The following is a 26,691-nucleotide window of genomic DNA, read 5'->3' as shown; positions in this document are numbered from 1 at the left end:
GAGATTTTATTGAAGAAAATTTATCTTATCAGGCATTGCGAGGCCAAAGGGCAGCCATCTGAAGCACCACTAACAGACAGAGGTTTTAATCAAGCCATTCATCTATCTGAATTCTTTGGCGATGTTCCTATTGACCGGATTATCGCTAGTCCATATAAGCGTGCAGTTCAATCGATAGAAGCACTTGCTAAGAGAATCAATATTGAAATTGAAACGAACGAGCTATTAACTGAACGTGTATTAAGCACCCATAACCTTACTGATTGGTTTGAAAAACTAAAAGACACGTTTGATGATCTTCAATTGAAATTTGAAGGTGGAGAGTCAAGCAAAGAAGCAATGAAACGAATCGTAGAAGTGGTAGAGGGAGTATTTAAAAGTGCACATCAAAATACTATCATCGTTACACACGGAAATTTACTGTCTTTACTATTAAAGCATTTTAATAATGAATTCGGATTTGATGATTGGCGGAATCTACGTAATCCTGATGTGTTCCTTTTGAAAAATGAAAATAATAAAGTAACCTTTGAACGAATTCTAATGGAATCAAGCAATGAATGAAGAAAAAGTTATATCGCTAATTAAAAAAGATAAATGAAGATGGAAATTTTAGAAACGGCAAATTCACTAAACCTACCTGATTGGTGGATTTGTGCTGGATTTGTCCGATCAAAAATATGGGATACCTTACAACGAGTTTCAAAAAAGAAATGAGAATCAATTTGGCAAAGGTTAAGAATTCACCACAATTAAAAACAAACGCTCAGAAAAGGCTTATGCATATAAAAAATGCATTTTTGAAGGTTCACCTATTAATTGATATAGTGTAGTTAAAACCTAGTATTTTAGAAAGGAGATTTTTATGAAAGAAAATAACATTACCATTAATTCAATTGATGAATACATATTGCAATTTCCTAAGGAAGTTCAAGATATACTTCAAAATCTAAGGAATGTGATTAAAGAGGCTGCCCCTGAAGCAGTTGAAAAGATAAGCTACCAAATGCCTGCATTTGCTTTACATGGAAATCTAGTGTATTTCGCTGCAAATAAAAATCATATAGGATTCTATCCAACCTCAAGTGGCATCGCAGCGTTTCAACATAAATTTACAGATTATAAAAGCTCAAAAGGAGCAGTCCAGTTCCCTAAAGACAAACCGCTGCCATATGATTTAATTAGCGAAATCGTTAAATTTAGAGTGGCTGAGAATAGAAAGAAAGCAGAGGGAAAAGTGAAAAAGAAATAATCGGAGGGAAACTGGTGGTAATAGAAAAGGAAATCAAAGTTGTCATCGGAGCAGGGGAATACAATAATAATCCAGGTTGGTTACATACACAGGAAGAAGAGCTCAATTTAATAGATGAGACCACATGGGAAAACAAGTTTTCTCATAATTCCTTAACAGCGATTCTAGCTGAACACGTGTGGGAGCACTTAACATTTGAAGAAGGTATTCAGGCTGCTAAACTTTGTTATAAATACCTAGAACCTTCAGGTTATATCCGGTGTGCGGTTCCAGATGGATATTTTCTAGATGTGGATTATCAAAATATTGTAAAAATAGGGGGGCCTGGTCCAAAAGATCATCCGGCTGCAAGTCATAAAATTGTACATAATTATCGAACACTATCTAACATGTTTGCAGAGGCAGGTTATAAAGTTACTTTACTTGAATATTGTGATGAAGCAGGTAATTTTCATTATAATGAATGGGATGCTGAAGACGGTGTAATTTTTCGGTCGAAAAAGTTTGATCCTAGGAATCAAGGAGATAAACTATGTTTTCCTTCTCTAATCATAGATGCATTTAAGCTTTGAGGAACATATAAAGGGCAGGGGAAATCCTTACCCTTATTTTTATTTACGCTAGTTAGAATTAGCCTTTCTTTCCTTGGTATTTCATCTTACTTTCAGCTTCACTCATGTTAGGATTCTTTCTAGGTGTACTTTTGCTGAGCGCCTTCTTCATCTCAACACTTGCATCATCGTTTGTATTGTACTTTCCATCCATCTTAATCACTCCTTTTCGTTACTTATTATCAAACTGATTAAATTAATTCATTCTTTAAATTCTTATTAAAGAAGGAGGAAATATTGATTCTTAAATAGAATATTGATGAACTTAAGGTTTAATTAAAAAGTGGTGGTCTATTTGAAAACAGGGGTTCCTAAAAAAATTCATATTATCGGCTCGGTTGGAAGTGGCAAAACAACGTTAGCAAAAGAGCTGTCAGTGAAGTTACAGATTCCCTATTATGAATTGGATAATATTGTTTGGAAAAGGCATAAATCTGGTGATATAAGAAGGACGGAAGTTGAAAGAAAGGTATATTTGAATACAATTCTTCAATCTGATGGTTGGATTGTGGAGGGTGTTCATAATGAAGATTGGGTGAAAAATAGTTTTCAAGATGCGGAGTTAATCATCTTTTTAGATACAAATTACTCAGTAAGGACCTATAGAATTATTAAGAGATTTGTTTTACAAAAGCTTGGTGTGGAAAAATCAAATTATAAGCCCACACTGAAAATTTTTTGGAAAATGTTTAAATGGAATCGGTATTTTGAAGAGAAAGGGAAACCAAATTTCTTTAATAAATTTGCCGTTCATCATGATAAAATTTTAATTGTTACAAAAAATGATGAGATAAAAAATTACTTTAAAATAGGCTAAATAAAATTAGGAGTTATTTAAATATGAACTGTTGGAATCAGATGTAAATAGAAACCTCTCGTGGAACTAGTTGTTTTTAATAATAGCAATCATTACCCATTCCTTGAGGAATCGGAGCTATTATGAACGGATTTATCCAATTCCTTACGTTATAAGGGGATGAAATGGAACATCTGATTCCAATTGATGGATGTTTTAAAGTTACATGGGAACCAGAAAGGGCGTCTGATTCCCTTAGACGAGTAAATTCAACTGATAAGGAACCAGATAAAGCCTCTGATTCCCGTTGACGAGTAAATTCAACTTATAAGGGAATCAGTTGAAGCCTCTGATGACCAGTAACGTAAAAATACGACTGGATGGGTAATCAGATGGATTTTTATCGAGGCTCCTTTTAAATAAAGGACGTGAACATAGTGATTCAAGCAGCTTTGTTATTTATTCTGGCAGGAATTGCTGAGATAGGAGGGGGGTATCTTATTTGGCAATGGCTGCGGGAAGGAAGGCCGTCCTACTGGGGAATCATTGGAGGCATCGTTTTGGCTCTGTACGGTGTAATAGCTACCTTTCAGTCCTTTCCATCATTCGGAAGAGTCTATGCAGCATACGGGGGAGTATTTATCGTGCTTTCAATCCTGTGGGGATGGGGCATTGATAAAAAAACACCGGATTTATATGACTGGGTTGGGGCCGGAATATGTATTGTTGGTGTTTTGGTGATGTTATTAGCACCACGGCATTAAAAAATGAGCTTGGACATCCAAGCTCATTTTTTTATTTACTTGCTAGCTCATATTGTGAAATTTTATCTTCGTAATTTAACGTAACTCCAATTTCATCCCAGCCGTTAAGCAGCATTTCTTTAGGATAAGGTGGGATATCGAACTTAATTTCTAAACCTTGATTATCATAAACCACTTGGTCTTCGAGGTTCACAGTGAGTGTGTACCCCTCAGATTCGGCCTTGCGCATGATGGTTTGAACCTGTTCTTCACTTGCTTGAATAGTGAGAATGCCGTTTTTCACGCAGTTATTTTTAAAAATATCTGCATAGCTTTGGGCAATAACAACTTTAAAACCAAAGTCCTGAATCGCCCAGGGTGCATGTTCACGAGAGGATCCACAGCCAAAGTTTTCACCAGCTACTAAAATAGATGCTCCTTGATATTTTGGATGATTCATAGAAAAATCTTTTCGAAGGTTACCATCGTCATCAAAGCGCCAGTGATAAAATAAAAACTGCCCAAATCCACTTCGCTCAATTCTTTTTAGAAATTGCTTCGGAATAATTTGGTCTGTATCAATATTACTTCGATTTAACGGGCAAACGACTCCGGTATGGATGCGTAGTGGTTCCATTTATAATACCTCCTGTGCAGTGAACTGACGAACATCAACGAAATGACCTGCAACTGCAGCAGCAGCTGCCATTTCCGGGCTAACAAGGTGGGTACGAGATCCGTTTCCTTGACGACCTTCAAAGTTACGGTTAGAAGTGGAGGCACAGCGCCCGCCTGGAGGAACAATGTCATCATTCATTGCCAGGCACATACTACAGCCAGCTTCACGCCATTCAAAGCCTGCTTCTTTAAAAATTTGGTCAATGCCTTCTTTTTCGGCAGCAAGTTTTACACTAAAAGAGCCCGGAACAACAATGGCCTTAACCTTAGGGTTAACCTTGTGCCCACGAACGACATCCGCCGCTTTTCGTAAATCACTTAATCGTGAATTCGTACAAGAACCGATAAAGACATGATCAATTTTTACACTTGAAATAGGTTGATCCGCTTCAAGTCCCATATATTGAAGGGCACGAGAAATCTCATCTTTTTTATTAGACTTTTCTTCTTCTTCCGGGTTTGGAACAGAGGCTGTAATAGGGATGCACATGCCTGGGTTAGTTCCCCATGTAACCTGCGGTTCAACCTCAGATGCCTCAATTTCAACAACAGCGTCATATTCGGCACCTTCTTCAGTGGAGAGTGTCCGCCATTTTGCTACTGCTTCCTCGAATGCTTCTCCCTTCGGAACATGTCGACGTCCTTTTAAGTATTCAAAGGTCGTTTCATCCGGAGCAATCAAGCCTGCTCTGGCTCCGCCCTCAATAGACATATTACAAACGGTCATACGTTCTTCCATTGAAAGGGAGCGAATCGCTTCACCTGTGTATTCCATCACATAACCAGTTCCGAATTGAACCCCAAATTTACCGATAATCGCTAAGATTAAATCCTTCGCTGTTACGCCTGTTCCAAGCTTTCCATTCATTTTAACATTCATCGTTTTTGGAGGTGCTTGCCAAAGTGTTTGTGTTGCCAGGACATGTTCTACTTCACTTGTCCCGATACCGAACGCTAGAGCACCAAACGCACCATGTGTAGAAGTATGACTATCACCACAGACGATTGTTTTTCCAGGCTGTGTAAGGCCAAGTTCAGGACCAATTACATGGACAATTCCATTGTCTGGGTGTTGACGATCAGAGAGTTCAACACCAAATTCCTGACAGTTCTCTTTCAATGTATCAATTTGTTTCTTTGAAATAGGATCCTTGATTACATTTCGATCACGCGTTGAAACATTGTGATCCATTGTTGCATAAGTCAGATCCGGGCGACGCACTTTTCGTCCATTCATTCGTAATCCTTCGAATGCCTGAGGAGAGGTTACTTCATGAACAAGATGCAAATCAATATAAAGTAAATCAGGTTTTCCTGCTTCTTGATGTACAACATGCTGCTCCCAAACTTTTTGAATAATATTTTTTGGCTTTTGCATAGTGTCCTACCTCACGTTTATAGATTTAGTGGAGAGGGGAAGATGTCCCCAAAGTGTTAAAGAGTATTTTCATAATAGGGATATACTGCGATGCTAAGATATATCTACATTGACCCAAAAGCATTTTCTATATGATCTACGGTCACTCCAGCCTATCTGCATTGACCCAAAAGCATTTTCTACATGATCTACGGTCACTCCAGCCTATCTGCATTGACCCAAAAGCATTTTCTATATGATCTACGGTCACTCCAGCCTATCTACATTGCCCCAAAAGCATTTTCTATATGATCTACGGTCACTCCAGCCTATCTACATTGACCCAAAAGCATTTTCTATATGATCTACGGTCACTCCAGCCTATCTGTATTGACCCAAAGGCATTTTCTATATGATCTACGGTCACTCCAGCCTATCTGCATTGACCCAAAAGTTTTTTCTATATGATCTACGGTCACTCCAGACTTCCTTGCGATTCTGGAGATATCTCTGGGCTCCTGAAGATATAACTCCGAATCTCGAAGTAATATCTCCGGTATGCCATAAAAATAAGTTTCCTAAATAGGGAGAAGCAGCTGGACTGATGAGCCCAGCTGCGGTCAATTACACATAACAGCTCATGATACATTTTGATGCGTTTTGAGACTTAATAAAATCAACAATATGACGAGTCATTTCTGCAGTTCCGACAAGTCTTCCTTCTGGAATTTGAAGGTCTGCAGTATGGAATCCAGCATCCAACACAGACTGGACTGCATCCTCGATCAGTTTCGCCTCATCGTTTAATTGGAAAGAGTAACGCAACATTAACGCAGTTGATAAAATCATCGCTGCTGGATTGGCAATCCCTTTGCCGGCAATGTCTGGTGCTGAGCCATGAACTGGTTCATATAAACCAACACCATCTTCACTCAGGCTGGCTGAGGCTAGCATTCCAAGTGAGCCTGTTAATACTGAGGCTTCATCACTAAGAATGTCACCGAACATGTTCTCTGTAACAATAACATCGAACTTAGAAGGATTTGTAATCAATTTCATTGCAGCGGCATCAACGAGAACATGCTCAACCGTAACATCTGGATACTGGGCTTTTTTCTCTTCCACAATTTCACGCCACATTTTACTGGATTCCAATACATTCGCTTTATCAACAGAGGTAAGGAGTCCACGCCGCCCTTGGGCCGCCTGGAATGCTTTGTCTACGATTCTTTCAATCTCTTTCCGAGTGTAAGCAAGTGTATCAACTACTGTTTGACCGTTGTCACGACGTTCACTAGGAGTACCGAAATAAATGCCTCCAGTTAACTCACGGACAATCAATAAATCGCTGCCCGCCACAACTTCCTCTTTCAAAGGAGAAGCATGCAGCAAATTTTTAAATCCTTTAATCGGTCTTAAATTTGCATATAAATCAAGGGCCTTGCGAATTCCGAGTAATCCTCTTTCAGGGCGTAAATGGGAGGGGTTGTTATCCCATTTTGGGCCTCCAACAGCACCTAATAATACAGCATCAGCTTGCTTGCAGGCGTCAACTGTTGTTTCCGGCAGCGGTGTACCGTATAGGTCAATGGCTGCCCCTCCGATCTCATGGGATTCGAAGGTAAAACTATGGTTAAACTCTTCAGCAATTGCGTTCAATACGTCTTTTGCAGAATTAATAACTTCCTTGCCAATCCCATCACCAGGTAGTAATACAATATGTTTTTTCATTCGAAGCAACCTCCTCATCATTTTTTACATCGCCTCGCAGAAAGACTCTTAAGCTTGAGCTGGTTTAAGCTTGAACAACAGCTTTTTGGTTAAAAAATACTCGATTAACAGTATTCAAGAACGCTTTTGCAGAAGCTTCTAATACGTCTTGAGCTGATCCGCGGCCACTTACTTTTTCACCATCAACCGTCATTTTTACATGTACTTCAGCCAAGGCGTCTCGCCCTTGACCAACAGAATTTAATTTAAAATCAGTAAGATGAATTTCTTCTTTAATTAGAGCTTCCAATGTGTTCATTAGAGCTTCAACGCTTCCTGAACCCGTACGTGCTGTTTCAACTCGAACACCTTCTGGCGTATTGAGTGCAACAGTAGCAGTAGGGAGGTTGGCAGAACCATAATGAACTTGGAAAGCCACAAGTTCATATTTTTTAACATCAGCAACGGCTGTTTGGATGTCTGTTAAAATGGTAAATAAATCTTCATCGGTAACTTCTTTTTTACGGTCGGTGAGCTGTTTAAAAGCTGTAAATGCTTCTTGAAGCTTTTCAGCTGATAATGTAAAGCCCATATTTTCAATTTTATCTTTAAATGCATGACGTCCGGAATGCTTACCAAGAACTAAATCATTTGATTGAATACCGACCATTTCAGGTGTGATAATTTCATAGGTTAAGGTGTTTTTTAATACACCGTCCTGATGAATACCAGACTCATGGGCAAAGGCATTTTTTCCAACTACCGCTTTATTTCCAGGAACAATCATACCAGTGAAACGACTGACTAGGTCACTGGTGCGCTTGATTTCTTTTAAAACTAGATTTGTAGTATAAGGATACTTATCTTTTCTAATATTAAGAGCTACTGCAATTTCCTCAAGTGAGGCATTCCCCGCACGTTCCCCAATCCCGTTAACCGTTCCTTCCACCTGGGTAACTCCATTTTCGATGGCTGCAAGTGAATTGGCGACAGCCATTCCTAGATCATCATGGCAATGGCAGGATAATGATGCCTTATGGATATTTGGAACGTTTTCTCTGATATAGCGGAACATGTAACCATATTCCGCAGGAGTTGCATAACCTACAGTGTCAGGTAGATTTATGACGGTTGCTCCAGCGTCTATGACCTTGGTAATGATTTGAACAAGAAAATCAAGATCTGAGCGGGATGCGTCTTCAGCAGACCATTCGATATGAGGGAATCTTTGTTTTGCATAACTCACCATATCGACAGACGTTTGAATTACTTGCTCAGGTGTTTTGAACAATTTATATTTCATATGAATAGGGGAGGTGGCAAGAAAAACGTGCAACCTTGGTTCTGCTGCATCCTTTAATGCGTCCCACGCAATGTCAATGTCCGACTTGGTTGCTCTTGCCAGGCCTGTGACGGAACTATTTTTAATCGTCCGGGCAATTGCTCTAACAGCTTCGAAATCCCCTTGGGAGGAAGCCGGGAACCCGGCCTCCATAATATCCACGCCAAACCTTTCTAGTTGTCTAGCGATTTCTAGTTTTTCGAGCTGGTTTAAATTTACACCAGGAGACTGTTCACCATCGCGCAGTGTCGTATCAAAGATGTTAACGTGAACCATTTACCACCACTTCTTTCTTTTGGTTTACAGGCTTTTTAATAAATGGCATTAAGGCACGAAGCTCACGGCCGACAACCTCAATTGGGTGATTGTTTTCGCTGCGGTTAATCGCATTGAATTGTGGGCGGTTCGCTTGATTTTCAAGAATCCATCCTTTTGCGAAGGCGCCAGTTTGGATATCTTTTAATACATCTTTCATGCGCGCTTTTGTATCTTCGTTAACAACACGTGGTCCAGAAACGAAATCTCCCCATTGAGCTGTATCAGAGATAGAATAACGCATGTTTTCTAATCCTCCTTCATAAAGAAGGTCAACGATTAATTTTAATTCGTGTAAACACTCAAAGTAGGCAACTTCAGGCTGATAACCAGCTTCAACAAGAGTTTCGAAACCAGCTTTGATTAGGGCAGTAGTACCACCGCAAAGAACTGCTTGTTCTCCAAATAGATCTGTTTCTGTTTCTTCTTGGAAAGAAGTTTCCAATACACCAGCGCGGGCTGAGCCGATACCTTTAGAATAAGCTAGTGCTAGGTCACGCGCTTGGCCAGTGTAGTCTTGGTAAACTGCGTATAGTGCTGGAACACCAGCGCCTTCTGTATATGTGCGTCGAACTAAATGTCCTGGTCCTTTAGGAGCAACTAAGAATACGTCTACATCAGCTGGTGGAACAATTTGTGTAAAATGAACGTTAAAGCCATGAGCAAATACTAGTGCGTTTCCAGCTTCAAGATTAGGTTTAATGCTTTCTTCGTATACCTTTGGCTGCATTTCATCAGGAAGTAATACCATTACAACGTCAGCTTGTGCAGTTGCCTCTGCTACAGAAGTAACTTCAACTCCATCTTCAACTGCTTTATCCCAAGACTTTCCGCCTCTTAAACCAACAACTACGTCAAAGCCGCTTTCCTTTAAGTTAAGTGCATGTGCATGACCTTGAGAGCCATATCCGATTACTGCGATCTTCTTTCCTTGTAAAACTGCCTCTTGAATATCTCCGTTATATAATACTTTTGCCATTATAATCATCCCTTCGAAAATGTTTATTTTATTTGAGAGTAGGTAGTTAACTCGTTAACTTGTGGTTGATGTCCGCGTAAGAAGGCGGTTAATCCTGTTCTAGCAATCTCTTTTATTCCATATGGGCGAAGAAGGTCTATCAATGCGTCAATTTTGTCTGGTCGACCCGTGATCTGAATCGTTAAACTGTCTTTGCTTACATCAATAATTAGAGCGCGGAATGGGTCAATAATTCCGTTGATCTCACTGCGAAGCTGTGAACTGCCCGCCACTTTGATTAAAGCAAGTTCACGCGCGACAATCGCCTTATCCGTAATATCGGAAACCTTTAATACGTCAATTTGCTTGTTCAGTTGTTTCGTAACTTGTTCAAGTCGTTGTTCATCTTCAACTTCAACCACTAGGGTCATTTTTGAAATACCTTCGGTTTCAGTCGGACCAACAGAGATACTTGAAATATTAAATTGTCGTCTTTGCAACAGACCTGTTACTCGATTTAAGACACCACTTCGGTCCTGAACGGTTAAGGAAATAATCCGTTTCATGATGGTTTCACCCCAATCATTTCATGTATACCTTTTCCAGGAGCAATCATTGGGAAGACTTTTTCCTGCTGAAGCACTCGGCAATCCATTAAAACAGGACCATCGTAAGCAAATACTTCAGGGAGCTTAGTGATTAATTCTTCTTGGCTTTCAATCTTTATTCCCCTGATATGATAGCTTTCAGCTAGCTTCACAAAATCTGGCTGTGTTTGAAGAATGGACTCGGAAATACGGTTGCCATGTAATAATTCCTGCCATTGTCGAACCATACCTAGGGCACCGTTATTGACGATAATGATCTTAATCGGTAAATTTTGTTCATAAATAACGGATAACTCTTGCAGAGTCATTTGGAAACCAGCGTCGCCGACAATGGCTACAACTGTGCTTCCTGGTGAAGCCATTTGCGCTCCAATTGCAGCAGGGAAGCCGAAGCCCATCGTTCCAAGTCCTCCTGATGTAACCCAGCGATGCGGTTTTTCAAAATTGTAATACTGAGCGGCCCACATTTGGTGCTGACCAACGTCCGTCGTGACAACGGCATTACCATTTGTTACTTTATGAATGGCTTCAATCAACCATTGTGGGGACATTCCGTTTGGATCGTGTTTATACCATAATGGGAATTCTTCTTTATACTTATTTAGTGTTTCTAACCATCCTTCAGTTTCGGGTGATTCTGCTGTCTGATTGATTAGTTCAACCAATGCTTCCTTTGAATCAGAAACAATTGGAATATTTGTTGGAACATTTTTTCCAATTTCAGCAGGGTCGATATCAATATGGGCAACCTTGGCATTTGGAGCGAAGTGCTTTAGATTTCCTGTAAGCCGGTCATCAAAGCGGGCACCTATATTAATTAGTAAATCTGATTCGTATATTGCCATGTTTGCTGTATATGTTCCATGCATGCCGCCCATCCCGAGAGAGAGAGGATTGTTTGCTGGGAAAGTTCCAAGACCAAGAAGAGTGGTTACAACTGGAATCTTGTGCTTTTCAGCAAAAGCTGTTAACTCTGTAGAAGCTTTACCGTGAAGAATACCAGCACCAGCTAGAATAACCGGTTTTCTTGACTTTGTAATCGCATCGGCAAGTTTTTTGATCTGCAGCGGATTTGGCTTTGTTGTTGGCTGATATCCAGGCAGGTGGATCGTTCCTTCCTCAGGTATTTCGAATAATTCTCCTGCAGATATGTCTTTTGGAACATCAATTAAAACCGGACCTGGACGCCCTGTAGAAGCAATATGAAATGCTTCTTTTACAATCCTAGGCAAGTCAGAAATGGATTGTACCTGATAATTATGCTTTGTGATTGGTGTTGTGATAGCCATAACATCTGCTTCCTGAAATGCGTCTGTTCCGATGACACCTCGTGCAACCTGACCAGTGAAAATGACTAGAGGTAAAGAATCCATCATCGCGTCTGTAATTCCAGTAACCAGGTTGGTTGCCCCAGGACCTGAAGTTGCAATTACAACACCGGGTTTTCCAGTAATGCGGGCATATCCTTCAGCCGCATGAATACTTCCTTGCTCATGACGGAAAAGGACGTGTTTAATGGTGTCTCTCGCACGGTAAATCGCATCATATATTGGCAGAACGGCACCCCCCGGATACCCAAAAAGCGTATCAACACCTTCATTAATTAATAAGTCAATGAGCAGGTCTGCACCCGTTTTTGGTGCCGTACTGGTTTGGAAGTCCGGCTTTGCTTCTACTTTCACCTTGTAATCCCTCCTTGTGAATGTTCGAATCTTTTTTTAAAAAATTTATGGATATCATCCCAAAATAGTAAAAGAAGGCCATAATCTCTCCGAATAAACTGCAGTTACAAAAAACATTAGCAGAATATATCGGGGAGAAAAGGCCTTCCTTTTCTCGGTACCACCCGGTTTTACAGCATCCTCACGAATACTGCCTCTTGAAGCGGCTGAAATGAATCATAACCGCTTCTTTTGGTAACAGGTGCTCCAAAAGAACACCCGATTGAGCCTAATAAGTAAGGACTGTTCAGCTCAATACTCAGGGATGATGTCGGAATAAGGTGTATTACTGGGCTTCCAGCAACCCCAGCTCTCTGAAAATACATTTTCTTATTCCTTTATTCCCGTCATCGATTTTGTCTATGAATTTTTCAAATCTACTGAAATGTCTTTAACCTCGGCGATTAAAAGGGAGCCTAAACCCTAAGTAGGTTAAAGTTACAGTAAAATTTTTTGTTTCTATATCTTCATAACCCCGCCTGTATTAGCGGATGTAACTAACTTTGCGTATTTGGCTAGGTAGCCGGTTTTGATTTTTGGTTCTGGCTTTTGCCATAAGCGTCTTCTTTCCGCTAAAACCTCGTCATCCACAAGCAATTCAATGGACCGAGCCAGTAGGTCGATTAGGATTTTGTCACCATTTTCAACAAGAGCAATAGGTCCGCCTTCTGCTGCTTCCGGTGATATATGTCCGATTGAAATACCGCGGCTGGCACCTGAGAAGCGGCCATCAGTTATTAGTGCAACTTCTTTACCTAATCCACGCCCCATAATTGCGGATGTAGGGGCAAGCATTTCTGGCATTCCTGGACCGCCTTTTGGACCTTCATAGCGAATAACCACAACGTGTCCTGCATGCACAGTGCCATTATTTATATTTTCTTGCGCTTCTTCTTGAGACTCAAAAACGATTGCTTCACCAAGGAATGTTTTAATCGATGGATCAACGGCACCGACTTTGATAACACTGCCATCTGGAGCAATATTTCCATATAGGATGGATAGTCCGCCAACAGGGCTATATGGATTGTCTTTGGTACGGATAACATTCTCATTTGTTATTGTTGCATCCTTCACATTTTCTTGAAGAGTTTTTCCAGTAATCGTTAAGCAATCCTTATGCAGTGCACCTTCAACTTTATAAAGCTCATTGATAATGGCACTAACTCCGCCAGCATGATGAATATCTTCCATAGAATAATCGGACGCGGGCATAATTTTTGCTAAATATGGTACCTTTTCAGCAATTTTGTTGATATCCCGTAAATCATATTCAATACCTGCTTCATGAGCGATGGCTAGGGTATGTAGAACGGTGTTAGTCGATCCCCCCATGGCCATATCCAAAGCAAATGCGTTGTCAATCGCTTCTCTTGTGATAATGTCACGAGGACGAATATCATTTTTTACTAATTCCACAAGATGTCTTGCAGCGTGACGGATTAACTCATGTCTTTCCGCTGAAGTAGCGACAATCGTTCCATTACCAGGAACTGTCATCCCTAAGACTTCCATTAGGCAATTCATCGAGTTAGCAGTGAACATTCCTGAGCATGAACCGCAAGTAGGGCAAGCATTTGTTTCAATGTCGAGCAACTCCTGCTGTGTCATCGAACCACTATGGTAAGCACCGACGCCTTCAAAAACGGAGGTGAGGGAAAGATTCTTACCAGTCGTTGGAGAAACGCCTGCTTCCATGGGACCACCTGAAACAAATACAGATGGAACGTTGGTTCTGGCTGCGGCCATTAACATCCCTGGTGTAATTTTGTCACAGTTCGGAATGTAGAATACACCATCGAACCAGTGAGCATTAATTACAGTTTCAGCACTGTCAGCAATAATTTCACGGCTTGGCAGGGAGTAACGCATTCCAATATGCCCCATTGCAATTCCGTCATCTACACCAATAGTGTTAAATTCAAAAGGTATTCCGCCAGCTTCTCGTATTGCTTCTTTTACAATTTCACCGAAATGATTAAGGTGTTTATGTCCAGGGATAATTTCAATAAATGAGTTACAGACACCGATAAACGGTTTTTCCAGGTCCTTCACTGTTACCCCAGTAGCGTATAATAAGCTGCGGTGGGGAGCACGATCAATCCCCTTTTTAATCATATCGCTTCGCATTATTTATCTCCTAACTGACTATGGCATGGTTTGATGATTCAGGATAACAAGCCACACCGTCCGTTGTTACGATTTTTCTGAATTCTTCTAATAAGTCATTTGTAACGTCGCCTGGTTTGCCGCTGCTAATGATCCGGCCATCAACATTAATTACAGCAATGACTTCTACAGCTGTTCCGGTTAAGAACACCTCATCAGCAACATAAACATCATGCCGAGTGAATGGAGATTCTCTAACCTCATAACCTTTCGCTTTTGCTACATCAATAATAGCGTTTCTGGTAATACCTTCTAATGCTCCCAAGTAAACAGGAGGGGTGTAAATAACTCCATTTTTTACAATGAAGATATTGTCAGCGGAACCTTCTGTTACATATCCTTGATCATTGAGCATTAAAGCTTCCTCTACACCAGCTTGATTGGCTTCTAATTTAACTAGAATATTATTTAAATAGTTAAGTGATTTAATTTGAGGACTAAGTACATCTGGTCGATTTCTTCTGCTTGGCACTGATGCAATTTTGATTCCTCGATCGTAATATTCCTGAGGATACATTTTCAATTCCTCAGCGATTATAATAACGCTTGGTTTCGAGCAGGAGGAAGGGTCTAGGCCGAGATTTCCTTTACCTCGTGAAACTACGACACGAATATAGGCGCTGTCTAATTCATTTTTTCTGATTGTATCCACAATTAATTGTGTCATTTCTTCCTGTGTATAAGGAATTTTCAGCATAATGGATTGTGCTGATTCGAACAGTCTTTTTAAGTGAGCATCGAGTCTAAAGACGTTTCCGCTATAAACACGAATGCCTTCAAATACTCCATCTCCATATAAAAATCCATGGTCAAAAACTGAAACTACAGCATCCTCTTTCTTGACGAATTCTTCGCCAAGGAATATCCATTGACTTCCCAACCTAACCACTCCTTTTAGTCATGAAACATTTTTTAGATAATTTAAAGAAAATCCATGCCATATCTCCTATTTAAGGAATGACCGAAGGCATGTAAATTTATTAGAATATTTACTACAAATTATATTTTCAGTAATCTTACACCCAATCTAAATCTTGGTCAATATAAAAAACTGACAATTCAAATAAATCCGAAAAATTGATAGCGTTTTCATTCTTGTCAGATTAAGGTTAGCGAGAAATAAAAATAGTAAAAAAATTTTTTTTGAGGTCTAATAAGAAGAGTGAAAAGAGGTAATTTCATACGGGGATTCTATTATAGTCAACTTATAAAATGGCTTGGATTAATAAGCCGATCAACGGTAAAAAAAGGATCATTAGTTTTTCACTATATTAGTTTTTTACTTTTGCTACTATCTAATTTTCGCAAGATATTCGTATATCTCTCGTAGATTTTTATAACCCATTGATTGGGCAAACTCCAAATAATGACCCCAAATATGCGCTGTCAGTTTCGCATCACCTAGGGCGTGATGACGATTGATTACATCAATTCCACATTTCTTGCAGGCATCTTCGAGTGGAATAGATTTAATTAGAGGATTTGATAGGCGCAGTAAAAAGGTGGTATCAATAATTCTGTGTTCAAATCTAGTTTTTAATAGATCCCATGTCATTTTTTGCATAAAGGCCTGTTCATGCTTGGCGTGGTGGGCAACAAGTGCATGATTTTTAACAAATTTGAAAAAATCCATTAACACTTCAGAGGCAAAGGGTGCACGACGTAATTCTTCTTCACAAATGTTGGTCAAGACTGAGATTTCCTCTGAAAGACTATTTGGAGAATGTACTAGGGAATAAAAAGTTTCAGTTTCTATGATTACATTCCCTGTCATTTTGATAGCGCCGATGGAGATGACTCGATCTCCTTTTTCAGGATAGAAACCGGTCGTTTCTAAATCAAACACAACAACTTTTAATTCGTGAAGGGGCGTGTCAAGGCAGTTATTCACTTTCATTTCTTTTTGAAGCTGTCTAATAAATGAGATATTTTGCATGTTAGTCTGCCCCTGAACTCCTGCATAAATGTTGGGACCAAGTCTACCTGACATCTGCCTGAAAAATTGGATCATATCATTCATTCCCATTAGTAATTCTCCTTTTCTACTAAATTTCTGACATAACGATAAAGGGCAGCCCCGTTTTTCAATATTTCTTTTACTTCTTCCTTTTGTTTTTTTGAAAGGGATGCTACAGGAAGATAATGGCTATTTTCGTAATTGTCAGGTTTTGATAGTGATAGGCGAAGGTTTAGTAATTTCAAAAACTGTTGCTTATATATTTCTTTCTTAATAATAGGTAGTTCAATTTCGGGCAGCTTTTTCAGCCGGGACAGAGTAGAGGTTTCGAGTATATTCCCTTTTATAGCCAATAGACGTATCGCATTTACATATGGAAAAAGGGCTTTTTCTTTTATATTTAGGGAACCCGAATGTGGTCCGTGTGTTTCCACTAGGATTTGCCCTAGCACGCCAATTCCTTTTTTTAGGTGCAGGGTATTATCAAGTACTTTTTTTAAGAGATTCTCATTTTTGATAGTCTGATATACTTCAATCTTTAAGTTTTCTAGAAAGCTTGCTTCACCATAAAGGGATCGACCATCAATAAAAATCAATAGCTGGCGAATCGATTGCCAATTCGAGTCGATGGACCAATTGGCTAATTGCCTCCTCCATTCGGATAGTGATTTACACCATAAGGGATTGCTTGCCATAACAGCTCCATCACAATATTCATAGCCGGCTAGTTGCAAGCCGTGTGAGATTTCTTTCCCTAATGCCAAAAAGTGATCATTTATTTCTGTGCCTTGCTGTTGATAAATAATGCCATGGTCCTGATCGCTCCAGACGGATTGCTCAAACCTTCCAGCACTACCCATCATAAAAAAGGTAAAAGGGCAGGGCAGGGGCCCGTATCTTTCTTCTATTTCTTTAACTGATACCGTGATTACACGATGGATGATTTCATCATGAAGCTGGTTTAACTGTAAATGATTGCGAGAAACCCAAATAATTTGGTCATCACGGAATCTTCTAATCTCTAAATAGCTGGTCATTCATTAAGTTCCCCCTATATATAAAAATACATTTCCATCCCCTTTCTGCCTGAAAGGGGATGGGGGAATGGTTTTAGAAATATGGCTATTAAGCGTTCAACTTTGGCTCTGAACTAATTGTGGTTTTTTCTGCTTTTACCATTTCAGGGTAACCATAGCTTCCATGCTCGCTCATGTCAAGACCAATAATTTCTTCTTCTTCTGTAACACGCAAGCCATTCATGACAGCTTTCATAATGGTTAATAGGATAAAGGAAACGATAAAAGCAAAAGCACCACTGCTTACAACTCCTAATGCCTGAACGCCGAGTTGGTGTAAGCCGCCTCCGTAAAATAATCCTGGCTCTCCAACTGTTGCTAATTCTGGTGTTGCAAACAATCCTGTTGATAAGGTTCCCCAAACACCTGCTGCACCGTGTACAGACAAGGCAGCGATTGGATCATCAATTCCTTTGCTTTCAAAGAATCGAATGCTATAAAATACAAGGAATCCTGCAATGAAACCGATTAGGACGGCAGCCCATGTATCAACAAAAGCACAGGAAGCCGTAATAGCTACTAAACCTGCTAAGGCACCATTTAACATCATTGGGACATCTGCTTTTCCCATCACAATCCAAGAGATAATCATCGCTGCAATGACCCCAGCGCCTGCTGCTAGGTTGGTATTAAGTGCTACGAAACCAAAAAATGCACCGTCAACAGAAACAGTAGATCCTGCATTAAATCCGAACCATCCAACCCATAAAATTAGCACGCTTAGTGCAGTAAATACTTGGTTGTGGCCTGCGAGATTATTTGCTGAACCATCTTTATTATATTTTCCAATACGAGGCTTAAGGATTAATGTAGCTGCAAATGCTGCCATCGCTCCTGTTAAGTGAACAACAGTTGAGCCGGCGAAATCTTGTTTACCATGTTCGGCTAACCAGCCTCCGCCCCAAATCCAGTGAGCAATTGGCGGATACACAATGACTGAGAATAATATTGCAAAAACAAGATATGCTCCGAGCTTTGCTCTTTCAGCAAAACCTCCAAATGCGATTGTTAAGGAAATTCCAGCGAAGGCTAATTGGAATAAAAAGAATACAGCTCCGGAAAGTGATAACCCTTCAATATCATATCCTGAGTAGAAAAAGTCTGAAAACCCAATAAGTGCGTTTCCTGCTCCAAAGATTAATCCATACCCAACTGCCCAAAATACAACAGAGGAAATACCAAATGTAAGTATTGTTTTCCCTGCAATATGTCCAGCATTTTTCATTCGGGTTGATCCCGTCTCCAGTAGTATAAAGCCTCCCAACATGAGTATGACGAGTACCGCTGCAACCATTACCCATAAACTGTTCATTAAGAATAAAGTATCCAATATTTCTCCCCCTTTAGTTCATGTTAATTTTCTTAACATTTGGTGTATTTGTATTTTTACATGGAAATGGAGAAGATTCTACAAATGTGTGAGGTTTTCTAACATGGTTTTTAGGGGGATGTCAGATAAAAAGAAAAATCCATCCTCTGGTTAAGAAGATGGACCTTTTCGTAAACCAAATTGTGCATTCAATTGTCCTTGTATCATCTTTCTTCTAACATCATCCTGATTTTGCTTCTTCTGAGCTCGAAGCATTTCTTTTCTAATTTCATGCGTTTGAACACCATCTTCAATTTTGTTCGCAATTTCCACTAATAATTCAACATCAGCAAAGGAATATTTTCTGCTCCCGCCAGAGGATCTTTCAGGAAAAATTAATTTTCTTTCCTCGTAATAGCGTATTTGCCTTTCTGAAAGACCAGTTAGGTCCCTTACAATTCCAATGGTTATCACTTTTTTATCTTTATAAGAAAAATCATTCGCCATTTTATGATATCACCACGCTCTATTGTGATTAGATTCTATACAATAATTTATGTTAATTTTCCTTACATTGATTGGATTTTGATACTTGGTAACTTAAGATGCTTTCGTTTACTCTTTAGGGGGGAATGTCTTTATAAATATGGTTTGTAGTTCACTTAATGTGAGGGAATGTAGATCATGCTCTGAAGCGTTATAAAGACCAGATTCAAATAGTCTATTAATGTAAAATAGTTTAAGTGTTTCGACTCCTTTACGCAATTGATTAGTCATAGCAATCCAACTCCTCAATGATTTTGAAGTGCTCGTAAAAGTTCATAACCTTTTGTGCCAAGCTTTTTCAATAACTCTTCATAAAGTTCATCTCTTAACTTATCTAACTGTATAATTCTCTCTGCTAATTTTATTTCATTCGTCCGGTACATTCCCAATCTCCCCTTCAAAGTGTGTATATTGTAAAAGTTACTTAAATTTTTTAATATTGTCAGTGTTTGTGTTAGAAACACTGACAATATTTTTGATATGTAAGAGGATATCTTACAAATTGAAAAGAACCAGACGTTAACTGCCTGGTCCTTACAAACTTTTTAATATTCTCCATCAAAAGGAGTGAATGGGAAGTTAAAGCGTCTTTCCACTTGACGCAGGCGTTGATTGACACGTTGTAGACGACGTTGAAGTTGGGTAACGTCACGTTGAAGTTGATTGATTTCTCTTTCCTGACGCTCATTTTGTCTTTCAAGTTGATTGACTCTGCGCTCCAGTTGTTGTGGTTGTCTATCTGGATCATACGGGTCATATTGGTTTTGTTGTGCATACGGATCTAACTGATCATATTGATTGTAATCATACTGCACTTGAGGAACTTGATGATAGCCATATGGATACATTGTGCAACTCTCCCTTTTTTATTTAATACCCTATACATTATGTAGTCATTCGCGGAGAGTGTGGGCAAGTGCCTAAATAGATGATATTTCTTGGCATCGTACTTATTATTCTAGTAAAAACTATTTTCAGATTGTTTTTTTAATCTTTTACAATAGTAAATTAGTAAAGTTTTCTTAATAAAATATTGAATAAGTATCCAAAAAAAGTTATAATCACTTATATTCTAAAAATTAAAAATGTTTCAAAGATTAACTTTTTAAAAAACTTTGGGGGGGAAGTAAATGAAGAAGAATTTTAAATTTTTTACAACGTTCATGGTCATGGCATTTATGTTAATACTCACTGCTTGTGGCTCCAGTGAAACAAGTGGTAATGGGGATGGTTCCGATAAGGAAAAGAAAACTCTCCGCGTAGTTACGGACGCAGCATACGCACCATTTGAATACCAGGATAAGGGTGAAATTGTAGGCTTTGATATTGACTTAATTAAAGCGGTTGCAAAAGAAGCGGGATACGAAATTGATATTGCTCATACAGGGTGGGATCCAATATTCGTAGAATTAGAGAAGAAAATTGCCGATATTGGTATTTCGTCGATTACCATTAATGATGATAGAAAGAAAACCTATGATTTTTCTGTACCATATTTCTTATCTACCAATAAGATTATGGTTCCAGAAGGCAGTGATATAAAAGATGCTGAAGATTTGAAGGACAAAACAGTTGCTGTTCAAAACGCAACAACTGGGCAGGAAGCAGTTGAAGGACTTCTTGGTAAAAACAGCAGTCAGATAAAAAAGTTTGAAAACAATAACTTAGCAATCCTTGAGCTTAAGGCTGGAGGAGCGGACGCGGTTGTTGCGGATAATACAGTAATTGAAGAATATGCAAAAAATAATCCAAATGATAAATTTATCATCCTTGAAGATAAGGACGCATTTGCTCAAGAGTTCTACGGATTAATGTTTCCAAAGGGAAGCAAGTTAAAAACTGATTTTGATAAAGCGCTAAACGAAGTATTTGATAACGGCACATATGCAAAAATTTACAATGAATGGTTTAAAGTAGATCCAGACGTACAAATCTTAAAAAATCAACAATAAGAAGAAAAATTGCGTAACTCTTGTAAAACTAGCAGTTACGCAATTTTTGGTTTAATACCTAGTCTTACATAATTTAACAGAGGGTCAACGTTTCATTAGGAGGATTATTATGGATATTCAATGGGATATTTTAGCTGAATACGCACCCTTTTTTCTGAAAGGGACGCTATTGACAATTGGCCTTTCGTTAGCTGGTATATTAATAGGGACAGTACTTGGATTGTTTATCGGGTTAGGAAAAATGATGAAAAATAAATTTCTATCCTTACCGTTTGGTATTTATATTACCTTTTTCCGTGGTACACCAATGCTGGTACAAATTATGTTAATTCACTTTGCGGTAGTACCACTGTTCACAGGAGGAACGAATGCAATAGCTGCAGCGATTCTAACTCTGTCATTAAATTCGGCAGCATACATTGCAGAAATTTTTCGTGCAGGGATTCAATCGATTGATAAAGGGCAGATGGAAGCAGCTCGTTCTCTCGGAATGACACATGTACAGGCTATGCGTCATGTTATCCTTCCACAAGCGTTTAAACGAATGATACCACCGCTAGGTAATGAATTTATAGTCTTAATCAAAGAATCTTCACTCGCTTCCTTAGTTGCAGCCCCTGAGCTCATGTATTGGGGACGAGCGATGCAAGGTCAATATTTCCGAGTATGGGAGCCATATATCACGGCGGCGCTCATTTACCTTGTATTAACGCTTTCTTTAAGCTTCATATTAAGCCGTCTTGAAAGGAGGCTGGCAACAGAATGATCGAAGTGAAAAATTTAAAAAAGTCCTTTGGAACCAATGAAGTCCTTAAGGATATTAATGTAACTGTTAAATCACAAGAGGTGGTAGTTGTGATTGGTCCATCTGGTTCAGGTAAATCTACTTTCCTGCGCTGTATAAATCTTTTGGAATCCATAACTGATGGACATGTCTATATTGAAGGAATTGATATTACTGACAAAAAGACAGATATAAATAAAGTACGGACCGAAGTGGGAATGGTTTTTCAGCAGTTTAATCTTTTCCCTCATAAAAAAGTGATAGAAAACATCATGCTAGCGCCAATGCAGGTAAGAAACACTTCAGCAGAGGAAGCGAGAAAAAAAGCTTTAGAGCTTTTAAGGAAAGTAGGATTAGAGGATAAAGCAGAAGCGTTTCCTGATTCCTTGTCGGGGGGGCAAAAACAGCGTGTAGCGATTGCAAGAGCGCTGGCGATGGAGCCGAAGATCATGCTTTTTGATGAACCAACCTCTGCGCTTGACCCAGAAATGGTCGGAGAGGTTTTGGAGGTTATGAAACAGCTTGCTAAAGAAGGCATGACCATGGTTGTGGTAACTCATGAAATGGGGTTTGCAAAAGAAGTAGGGGACCGCGTCATATTTATGGACGGCGGGCTCATCGTTGAAGAAAATACCCCGATTGAATTATTTGATCATCCAAAGGAAGATCGAACCAAAGCCTTTTTGAGTAAGGTTTTATAATAATAGGGAGGCTGGCTGCTTCCCTATTATTTTTGCTATCTTTGAAGCTTATGGGTGTTTCTCGTTAAAATCCAGCAACAAACTTTGGCAGTTTTTATAGGTTTTCATGATTATTTACTCCTTTTAATAGGTTCAAAATCGAATACGTCAACGATTTTATCCGCTTTTATACGATTTTGGCAGAGTCTAAATAATTGGTTAAAGAATCCTTCTACTTCGAAGGTAGAGGCAGGAACTTTGATTTGTACAGTAGTCGAGCCAAACATTTGCTTGAAATAGGCTTTTCTTTGATCGTTTTTCCCGTCACGTTTCAATGGTTTGTACATCCACACGATATGTGGGATTCCATCTATTTCTTCGATGACTCTAAGCTCCGCTGCTGTGGTTGATTTATTATGCAGGTAAACGACTAAATAAAAGTTGTCATTGCGGTGCCAATCGATGAATAGAAAATAATAGCTAGTATCGCTATCGACCCGAGTAACATCAAAGACTGCCAAGGTTTGTTTACCATTAGTCCATTGATGAAAACCAGGCAATGTTCCATGTACTGTTTCCATTTTTTTAATATCAAAAGTGGCAGGTCGTGATTTTTCAATCAAATCTGCCAAATAAACTGCTTCGTCCTTTTCCAAAGTTAATGCTCCTTTTGGTAGATTGATTTCATTATACGGTGTAATTGGTTAAAAGTAGAAGCCTAATAAAAAGCATTGTATTCAAATTGAAATATTACTGAAACATGAATTAAAAAATCCTTTGGTAGAATCGATATAATTGGGACTAAAAATGAGTACATAGTTCGTATTGTATAGAGGAATAATTCTGCCTCTTTTCCATATGAATGCATAGAAGTGGTGGTAATAGGAGGGTCAGACATGACATTGGAAAGTCAGTTAATAAAAAAATCATATTATCAAATGTACATAAATGAACATGAAAATGTGCAGCCAATACGTGTGCTAGGTAATGCGTATCAGGAAGAGCTTCAGAAAGACCTGCCCGATTTAACATCTATACGCTTTGCGCAAGGTGAAATCTATTTTCACAATCGTGACTTTGAAGCAGCCATTTTCAAATGGGAAAACATTGCGGGGGAACTCGAACTGTGGGCTAGGAAAAATATTGCTGATGCCTACTATGAAACAGGTCTTCTCTCTAACGCTGAGGATCTTTATCTTTCTATTGATACTAATAATCTTACATTAAAGACAGAAGTGGCACTGCAGTTATTTTCTCTCTTTATTGACCGGGGGAAGCGTGAGGAAGCGGTTGATATTATCAAAAGAACGATCGATTCTAATCCCGATTACCCAAATGTGACCGCTATAGCTAGTGCTTATTTTGAAGACCAGCAGGATTGGGATAATGCCATTGAGCTCGCAGTTAATGAAGCGAGGCGGACAGGTTCACTTGAGTGGTTTGAGACGGTGAATTCTTATGTAAAGAAGGGTGTTACAAAAAGTTTAAATCCAAATTATTTCATACAAGCAATATTTGAATTGTATAGCTTAGACCAGGAAAAGTTTGAAGAGCTTACAACTTCCCTTTGGAACAGTTACAAAAATGAAGAGTCGTATTTTACATGGTTAAAAGAGGTAAATCATCTACTACTGAATCTTGATATTAGCCGAAACAGTAATTTTCAATACCTTTCAGACCTTCATTATCAAACTTATTTTGGTTTAATAAATGGAGACTATTTCATTAAAACGCTAGAAGATCTAGTACCTGACCTTTTAACAAATTGGCTGCGATTAGCAGTTCCAAAGCATACAGTCTTAGTGTCAGCAGCAGTATTGTCATGGAATGAGCTATTTCCAACAAGTATTAGTATGTCGATTGTTAGTGAGGCTGAAAATCTTATTAGTGAAACAGAAAGTCACATTGACGAATTAGAAGAGTGTTTACATCTCTTTGACGCAATCATTAGTTGGGCACAAACACACGATATGGGTGAGAATAACCACTTAAAATGGATGGTTCAGCAATTGAATAATTTTGACACCCACCACCTGTTAATTACAGGTATGAGTGGCAGTGGAAAGTCTACTTTCGTAAATTCAATCCTAGGTGAAGAAATTCAGGATAGCCCAACTTCCTCACTCGTTATGTTTAAAGACTATGACGACTTAAATATCTATGAAATAACTGACCAGGAAACCGTTCGACTTACGGATTTTACGCAATTTCAAGAGCGAATGGATCGACGCCGTAATGCGCTAGAGTCGATTATTGAATTTCAGCAGCCATTCCCATTTTTGTATGAGCAGAAACTAGCACTAATTGAAACACCTGGTTTAAAAGGGAGCCACCAAGATCGGTATGAAGTACTGCAGTATGTTCAAATGGCAGATACTTTATTATTTGTCTTAGATGCCAATGCCCCGTTTGCGGAGACAGAGAAGAGTATTCTTTCGCAAATTCATGAGCTTGCACCTGATATTCCAGTCCATTTTCTTTTGAATAAGATGGATACGATTGTTAATGAGCAGGAAGCAATTAGGATTTTTGATGAAACAAGATCTAAGATACAGTCGTATTTACCTGAGGCAGAGGTATTTGCTTATTCCTCTCAATACGAAAGGGGACAGCAATTAGTCGAATTAAAGGATTTTATCCAATCGATAAAAGATACAAGAAACATAGCTGACAAGCGCTTGGCAAAGCTTTTATTCTTCATACGAACAACCATATCCAAGCTGTTGCAAAAGAGAATTGATGTTGAGAATCAATTAATTGAGTCGGTGCGTTGGAATGAAGAAGTAGTAATGAAGCTAAATGGAGCTCTCAATCAATTAAAGGATGCTGAGTCGCAAAATACAAAAGCAATCACGAGGTCCTACCGCGCCATTAAAGAAACGATTCAAAATGAAATTTCTATTGCAGTTCCGAAAATACTTCAGGAATGTTCCGAGTTAATTAAGGAAGATAGCAATATTAGTACGATTCATTTGGAGATAAATGATGTGATGAACAATCGAATACAAGATTATTTGGAGCGAGAGGTAATGCCGAAATATTATTCATCGCTTCAAGAATGGATTAGCAGCGCTAAAGCGGAGTTTGAGCAAGGGCAGGAATTTTTGAATGAGATGGCTGAAGGCCTAAATAGCTTGTATGGGGAAGAGCGAATTAAGACAGAATGTGACTTTAAAGTGCTGGATGATTGGCATCGTGATACTGATAGAATGACGAGCCGGTTCCAATTAGAAAAGGTTAATATCTTACTTCGCAACACTCCATCACAATTTTTACTAAAAAGTGCAGGGAAACTATTTGGAGCAATATCTCAAAATAAAGCCATGGTATATAAAAAATACAAAGCCTTTGTGAAAAATGATAGCTATTCTGAACCAACTGAGATTGTGATTGAACGCTTTTTCCAACAGTTTGAGCTTTTTGAAAAATCATTAGAACGTGACATTACGATGTTCTTTAGACAGCCATTGAAAATCTTTAATGAAGCAATCGAAGAATCACTGACCCAAATAACGACAAATCAAGATATTTTGAAAAAAATGAATACAAACCCAGAAATGTTCCGTGATCCGTTGACACTATTTGAAGTTAGACTACGTCAATTTGAATGGACCACAATAGCAGGCAAGGGTGTACAAACGATTTACTAATAAATGAAGGGTGCCTCAGGTGAGGCACCCTTTACAATTAAACAAAAGCAGCAATAATAATTCCCATTACCGTCAAGGAAACCACATGATAGCCTGCACTAATGAAGAATAAAGTGTAGTTACGGCTCTCAAAAAAAGTAGGCGATAATTCTCTAAATGCAGCAATTAAACCAATCAAAAATCCGAATAAAGCCCCGTCCAAAATGGTTACCGTATCTAATAACTGAATAAATAGGGAAAGAACAACTGCAGTGAAAACTCCTCCGAGTGTGGTTAAGCCATATCCCACATAAGCCCCTTTTGGATCTATATCCTCCATTTTCTTACCTAGAGCTTTCACCCAAATGTTAGAAAAAAGAATAGGAGAATACCAGAGTGCTCCAATCACCATATTGGCTACAACGGCTAGAATGATGGCTAAAATACTTATATTTGTGAAATCCAATCCAATTACCCCTTTTGTTTTCCTATTTTTGG

Annotated in this window: 30 protein-coding genes and 1 pseudogene; 11 read left to right on the top strand and 20 right to left on the bottom strand. The window is 38.9% G+C overall.

Annotated elements, in window-relative coordinates:
• The first annotated feature begins 9 nt into the window (after nucleotides 1–9).
• The 4 genes and pseudogenes from TR08_RS29820 (at nucleotide 10) to TR08_RS29810 (ending at nucleotide 1,824) form a co-directional block, all read left to right on the top strand.
• Entirely contained in the window at nucleotides 10–564 is a 555-nt protein-coding gene (locus TR08_RS29820) for a histidine phosphatase family protein (protein ID WP_045524603.1), read from the top strand.
• Nucleotides 557–693 (top strand): annotated as a pseudogene (locus TR08_RS32300) (nucleotidyltransferase family protein); the annotation flags it as partial. The gene TR08_RS29820 and the pseudogene TR08_RS32300, both read left to right, overlap by 8 nt.
• 172 nt (nucleotides 694–865) lie before the next feature.
• Nucleotides 866–1,252, top strand: coding sequence for an iron chaperone (locus TR08_RS29815; protein WP_045524601.1), 387 nt, complete (start codon nucleotides 866–868; stop codon nucleotides 1,250–1,252).
• An 11-nt stretch (nucleotides 1,253–1,263) separates the two neighbouring features.
• Nucleotides 1,264–1,824 (top strand): class I SAM-dependent methyltransferase, encoded by a 561-nt coding sequence (locus TR08_RS29810; RefSeq protein ID WP_045524599.1) that lies wholly within the window; start codon nucleotides 1,264–1,266, stop codon nucleotides 1,822–1,824.
• Between the two features lie 58 nt (nucleotides 1,825–1,882).
• On the opposite strand, the gene TR08_RS33775 is transcribed toward TR08_RS29810, so the two are convergent.
• On the bottom strand, nucleotides 1,883–2,017 hold the full coding sequence (locus TR08_RS33775) for a hypothetical protein (protein ID WP_274521067.1): 135 nt from the start codon (nucleotides 2,015–2,017) through the stop codon (nucleotides 1,883–1,885).
• A 141-nt stretch (nucleotides 2,018–2,158) separates the two neighbouring features.
• Between TR08_RS33775 and TR08_RS29805 the strand changes: the two genes are divergently transcribed.
• From TR08_RS29805 to TR08_RS29800, 3 genes are all read left to right on the top strand, one after another.
• Nucleotides 2,159–2,680 carry a DNA topology modulation protein FlaR gene (locus TR08_RS29805; RefSeq protein ID WP_045524597.1) on the top strand — a complete coding sequence of 174 codons (522 nt, stop codon included), beginning with the start codon at nucleotides 2,159–2,161 and terminating at the stop codon, nucleotides 2,678–2,680.
• A gap of 164 nt (nucleotides 2,681–2,844) precedes the next feature.
• Nucleotides 2,845–2,970 carry a hypothetical protein gene (locus tag TR08_RS33770; protein ID WP_274521066.1) on the top strand — a complete coding sequence of 42 codons (126 nt, stop codon included), beginning with the start codon at nucleotides 2,845–2,847 and terminating at the stop codon, nucleotides 2,968–2,970.
• A 129-nt stretch (nucleotides 2,971–3,099) separates the two neighbouring features.
• Nucleotides 3,100–3,423, top strand: coding sequence for a YnfA family protein (locus tag TR08_RS29800; RefSeq protein ID WP_081954711.1), 324 nt, complete (start codon nucleotides 3,100–3,102; stop codon nucleotides 3,421–3,423).
• A 31-nt stretch (nucleotides 3,424–3,454) separates the two neighbouring features.
• Here the strand turns inward: TR08_RS29800 and leuD are convergent, their stop codons facing one another.
• From leuD to TR08_RS29725, 17 genes are all read right to left on the bottom strand, one after another.
• Nucleotides 3,455–4,039: a 3-isopropylmalate dehydratase small subunit gene (gene leuD, locus TR08_RS29795; protein WP_045524593.1), complete on the bottom strand. Its 585-nt coding sequence runs from the start codon at nucleotides 4,037–4,039 to the stop codon at nucleotides 3,455–3,457.
• Nucleotides 4,040–5,458: a 3-isopropylmalate dehydratase large subunit gene (leuC, locus tag TR08_RS29790; protein WP_045524590.1), complete on the bottom strand. Its 1,419-nt coding sequence runs from the start codon at nucleotides 5,456–5,458 to the stop codon at nucleotides 4,040–4,042.
• Nucleotides 5,459–6,061: 603 nt separating this feature from the next.
• On the bottom strand, nucleotides 6,062–7,168 hold the full coding sequence (leuB, locus tag TR08_RS29785; RefSeq protein WP_045524589.1) for a 3-isopropylmalate dehydrogenase: 1,107 nt from the start codon (nucleotides 7,166–7,168) through the stop codon (nucleotides 6,062–6,064).
• Nucleotides 7,169–7,232: 64 nt separating this feature from the next.
• Complete coding sequence (locus TR08_RS29780; RefSeq protein WP_045524586.1) at nucleotides 7,233–8,765, bottom strand: 2-isopropylmalate synthase; 1,533 nt, start codon at nucleotides 8,763–8,765, stop codon at nucleotides 7,233–7,235.
• On the bottom strand, nucleotides 8,752–9,783 hold the full coding sequence (gene ilvC, locus TR08_RS29775) for a ketol-acid reductoisomerase (protein ID WP_045524584.1): 1,032 nt from the start codon (nucleotides 9,781–9,783) through the stop codon (nucleotides 8,752–8,754). The genes TR08_RS29780 and ilvC overlap by 14 nt, the downstream gene beginning before the upstream one ends.
• A gap of 23 nt (nucleotides 9,784–9,806) precedes the next feature.
• Nucleotides 9,807–10,328, bottom strand: a complete 522-nt coding sequence (ilvN, locus tag TR08_RS29770) for an acetolactate synthase small subunit (RefSeq protein WP_034677413.1) — start codon at nucleotides 10,326–10,328, stop codon at nucleotides 9,807–9,809.
• A complete protein-coding gene (gene ilvB, locus TR08_RS29765) occupies nucleotides 10,325–12,052 on the bottom strand; it encodes an acetolactate synthase large subunit (RefSeq protein ID WP_045524582.1) in 1,728 nt (575 codons plus the stop codon). Before ilvB ends, ilvN begins: the two co-directional genes overlap by 4 nt.
• Nucleotides 12,053–12,222: 170 nt before the next feature.
• Entirely contained in the window at nucleotides 12,223–12,417 is a 195-nt protein-coding gene (locus tag TR08_RS29760) for a hypothetical protein (RefSeq protein WP_045524580.1), read from the bottom strand.
• A gap of 133 nt (nucleotides 12,418–12,550) precedes the next feature.
• Nucleotides 12,551–14,221, bottom strand: a complete 1,671-nt coding sequence (gene ilvD, locus TR08_RS29755) for a dihydroxy-acid dehydratase (protein WP_045524579.1) — start codon at nucleotides 14,219–14,221, stop codon at nucleotides 12,551–12,553.
• A 10-nt stretch (nucleotides 14,222–14,231) separates the two neighbouring features.
• Nucleotides 14,232–15,140, bottom strand: coding sequence for a branched-chain-amino-acid transaminase (gene ilvE / locus TR08_RS29750; RefSeq protein WP_045524577.1), 909 nt, complete (start codon nucleotides 15,138–15,140; stop codon nucleotides 14,232–14,234).
• 411 nt (nucleotides 15,141–15,551) lie between these two features.
• On the bottom strand, nucleotides 15,552–16,286 hold the full coding sequence (locus TR08_RS29745) for an exonuclease domain-containing protein (RefSeq protein WP_045524575.1): 735 nt from the start codon (nucleotides 16,284–16,286) through the stop codon (nucleotides 15,552–15,554).
• Nucleotides 16,286–17,254, bottom strand: a complete 969-nt coding sequence (locus tag TR08_RS29740; protein ID WP_045524573.1) for a DUF294 nucleotidyltransferase-like domain-containing protein — start codon at nucleotides 17,252–17,254, stop codon at nucleotides 16,286–16,288. Before TR08_RS29740 ends, TR08_RS29745 begins: the two co-directional genes overlap by 1 nt.
• Before the next feature lie 88 nt (nucleotides 17,255–17,342).
• On the bottom strand, nucleotides 17,343–18,623 hold the full coding sequence (locus TR08_RS29735; RefSeq protein ID WP_045524571.1) for an ammonium transporter: 1,281 nt from the start codon (nucleotides 18,621–18,623) through the stop codon (nucleotides 17,343–17,345).
• Nucleotides 18,624–18,773: 150 nt separating this feature from the next.
• Nucleotides 18,774–19,109, bottom strand: coding sequence for a MerR family transcriptional regulator (locus TR08_RS29730; RefSeq protein WP_045524569.1), 336 nt, complete (start codon nucleotides 19,107–19,109; stop codon nucleotides 18,774–18,776).
• A gap of 108 nt (nucleotides 19,110–19,217) precedes the next feature.
• Entirely contained in the window at nucleotides 19,218–19,379 is a 162-nt protein-coding gene (fbpA, locus tag TR08_RS34145) for a Fur-regulated basic protein FbpA (protein WP_081954708.1), read from the bottom strand.
• Nucleotides 19,380–19,393: 14 nt separating this feature from the next.
• Entirely contained in the window at nucleotides 19,394–19,531 is a 138-nt protein-coding gene (locus tag TR08_RS32945) for a hypothetical protein (RefSeq protein ID WP_193747884.1), read from the bottom strand.
• A gap of 162 nt (nucleotides 19,532–19,693) precedes the next feature.
• Nucleotides 19,694–19,996: a hypothetical protein gene (locus tag TR08_RS29725; protein ID WP_045524567.1), complete on the bottom strand. Its 303-nt coding sequence runs from the start codon at nucleotides 19,994–19,996 to the stop codon at nucleotides 19,694–19,696.
• A gap of 282 nt (nucleotides 19,997–20,278) precedes the next feature.
• Here TR08_RS29725 and TR08_RS29720 point away from each other — a divergent pair, with 282 nt between their 5' ends.
• The 3 genes from TR08_RS29720 (at nucleotide 20,279) to TR08_RS29710 (ending at nucleotide 22,585) form a co-directional block, all read left to right on the top strand.
• Complete coding sequence (locus TR08_RS29720; protein WP_045524565.1) at nucleotides 20,279–21,100, top strand: basic amino acid ABC transporter substrate-binding protein; 822 nt, start codon at nucleotides 20,279–20,281, stop codon at nucleotides 21,098–21,100.
• 109 nt (nucleotides 21,101–21,209) lie between these two features.
• Nucleotides 21,210–21,866: an amino acid ABC transporter permease gene (locus TR08_RS29715; protein WP_045524564.1), complete on the top strand. Its 657-nt coding sequence runs from the start codon at nucleotides 21,210–21,212 to the stop codon at nucleotides 21,864–21,866.
• Nucleotides 21,863–22,585 (top strand): amino acid ABC transporter ATP-binding protein, encoded by a 723-nt coding sequence (locus TR08_RS29710; RefSeq protein WP_045524562.1) that lies wholly within the window; start codon nucleotides 21,863–21,865, stop codon nucleotides 22,583–22,585. Before TR08_RS29715 ends, TR08_RS29710 begins: the two co-directional genes overlap by 4 nt.
• Before the next feature lie 110 nt (nucleotides 22,586–22,695).
• Here TR08_RS29710 and TR08_RS29705 read toward each other — a convergent pair whose 3' ends face one another.
• Nucleotides 22,696–23,220 carry a hypothetical protein gene (locus tag TR08_RS29705; RefSeq protein WP_045524560.1) on the bottom strand — a complete coding sequence of 175 codons (525 nt, stop codon included), beginning with the start codon at nucleotides 23,218–23,220 and terminating at the stop codon, nucleotides 22,696–22,698.
• 240 nt (nucleotides 23,221–23,460) lie between these two features.
• On the opposite strand from TR08_RS29705, the gene TR08_RS29700 reads away from it, so the two are divergent.
• Nucleotides 23,461–26,214: a dynamin family protein gene (locus TR08_RS29700; RefSeq protein WP_045524558.1), complete on the top strand. Its 2,754-nt coding sequence runs from the start codon at nucleotides 23,461–23,463 to the stop codon at nucleotides 26,212–26,214.
• Between the two features lie 37 nt (nucleotides 26,215–26,251).
• Here TR08_RS29700 and TR08_RS29695 read toward each other — a convergent pair whose 3' ends face one another.
• Nucleotides 26,252–26,659 (bottom strand): DUF1761 domain-containing protein, encoded by a 408-nt coding sequence (locus TR08_RS29695; protein ID WP_045524551.1) that lies wholly within the window; start codon nucleotides 26,657–26,659, stop codon nucleotides 26,252–26,254.
• Between the last annotated feature and the right edge of the window lie 32 nt (nucleotides 26,660–26,691).

It is taken from the genome of Neobacillus niacini (assembly GCF_000759675.1).
Taxonomy (GTDB): Bacteria; Bacillota; Bacilli; order Bacillales; family Cytobacillaceae; genus Neobacillus; species Neobacillus niacini_A.
Note: the sequence above shows the minus strand (reverse complement) of the source record. Positions and strands in the feature narration are given on the sequence as shown.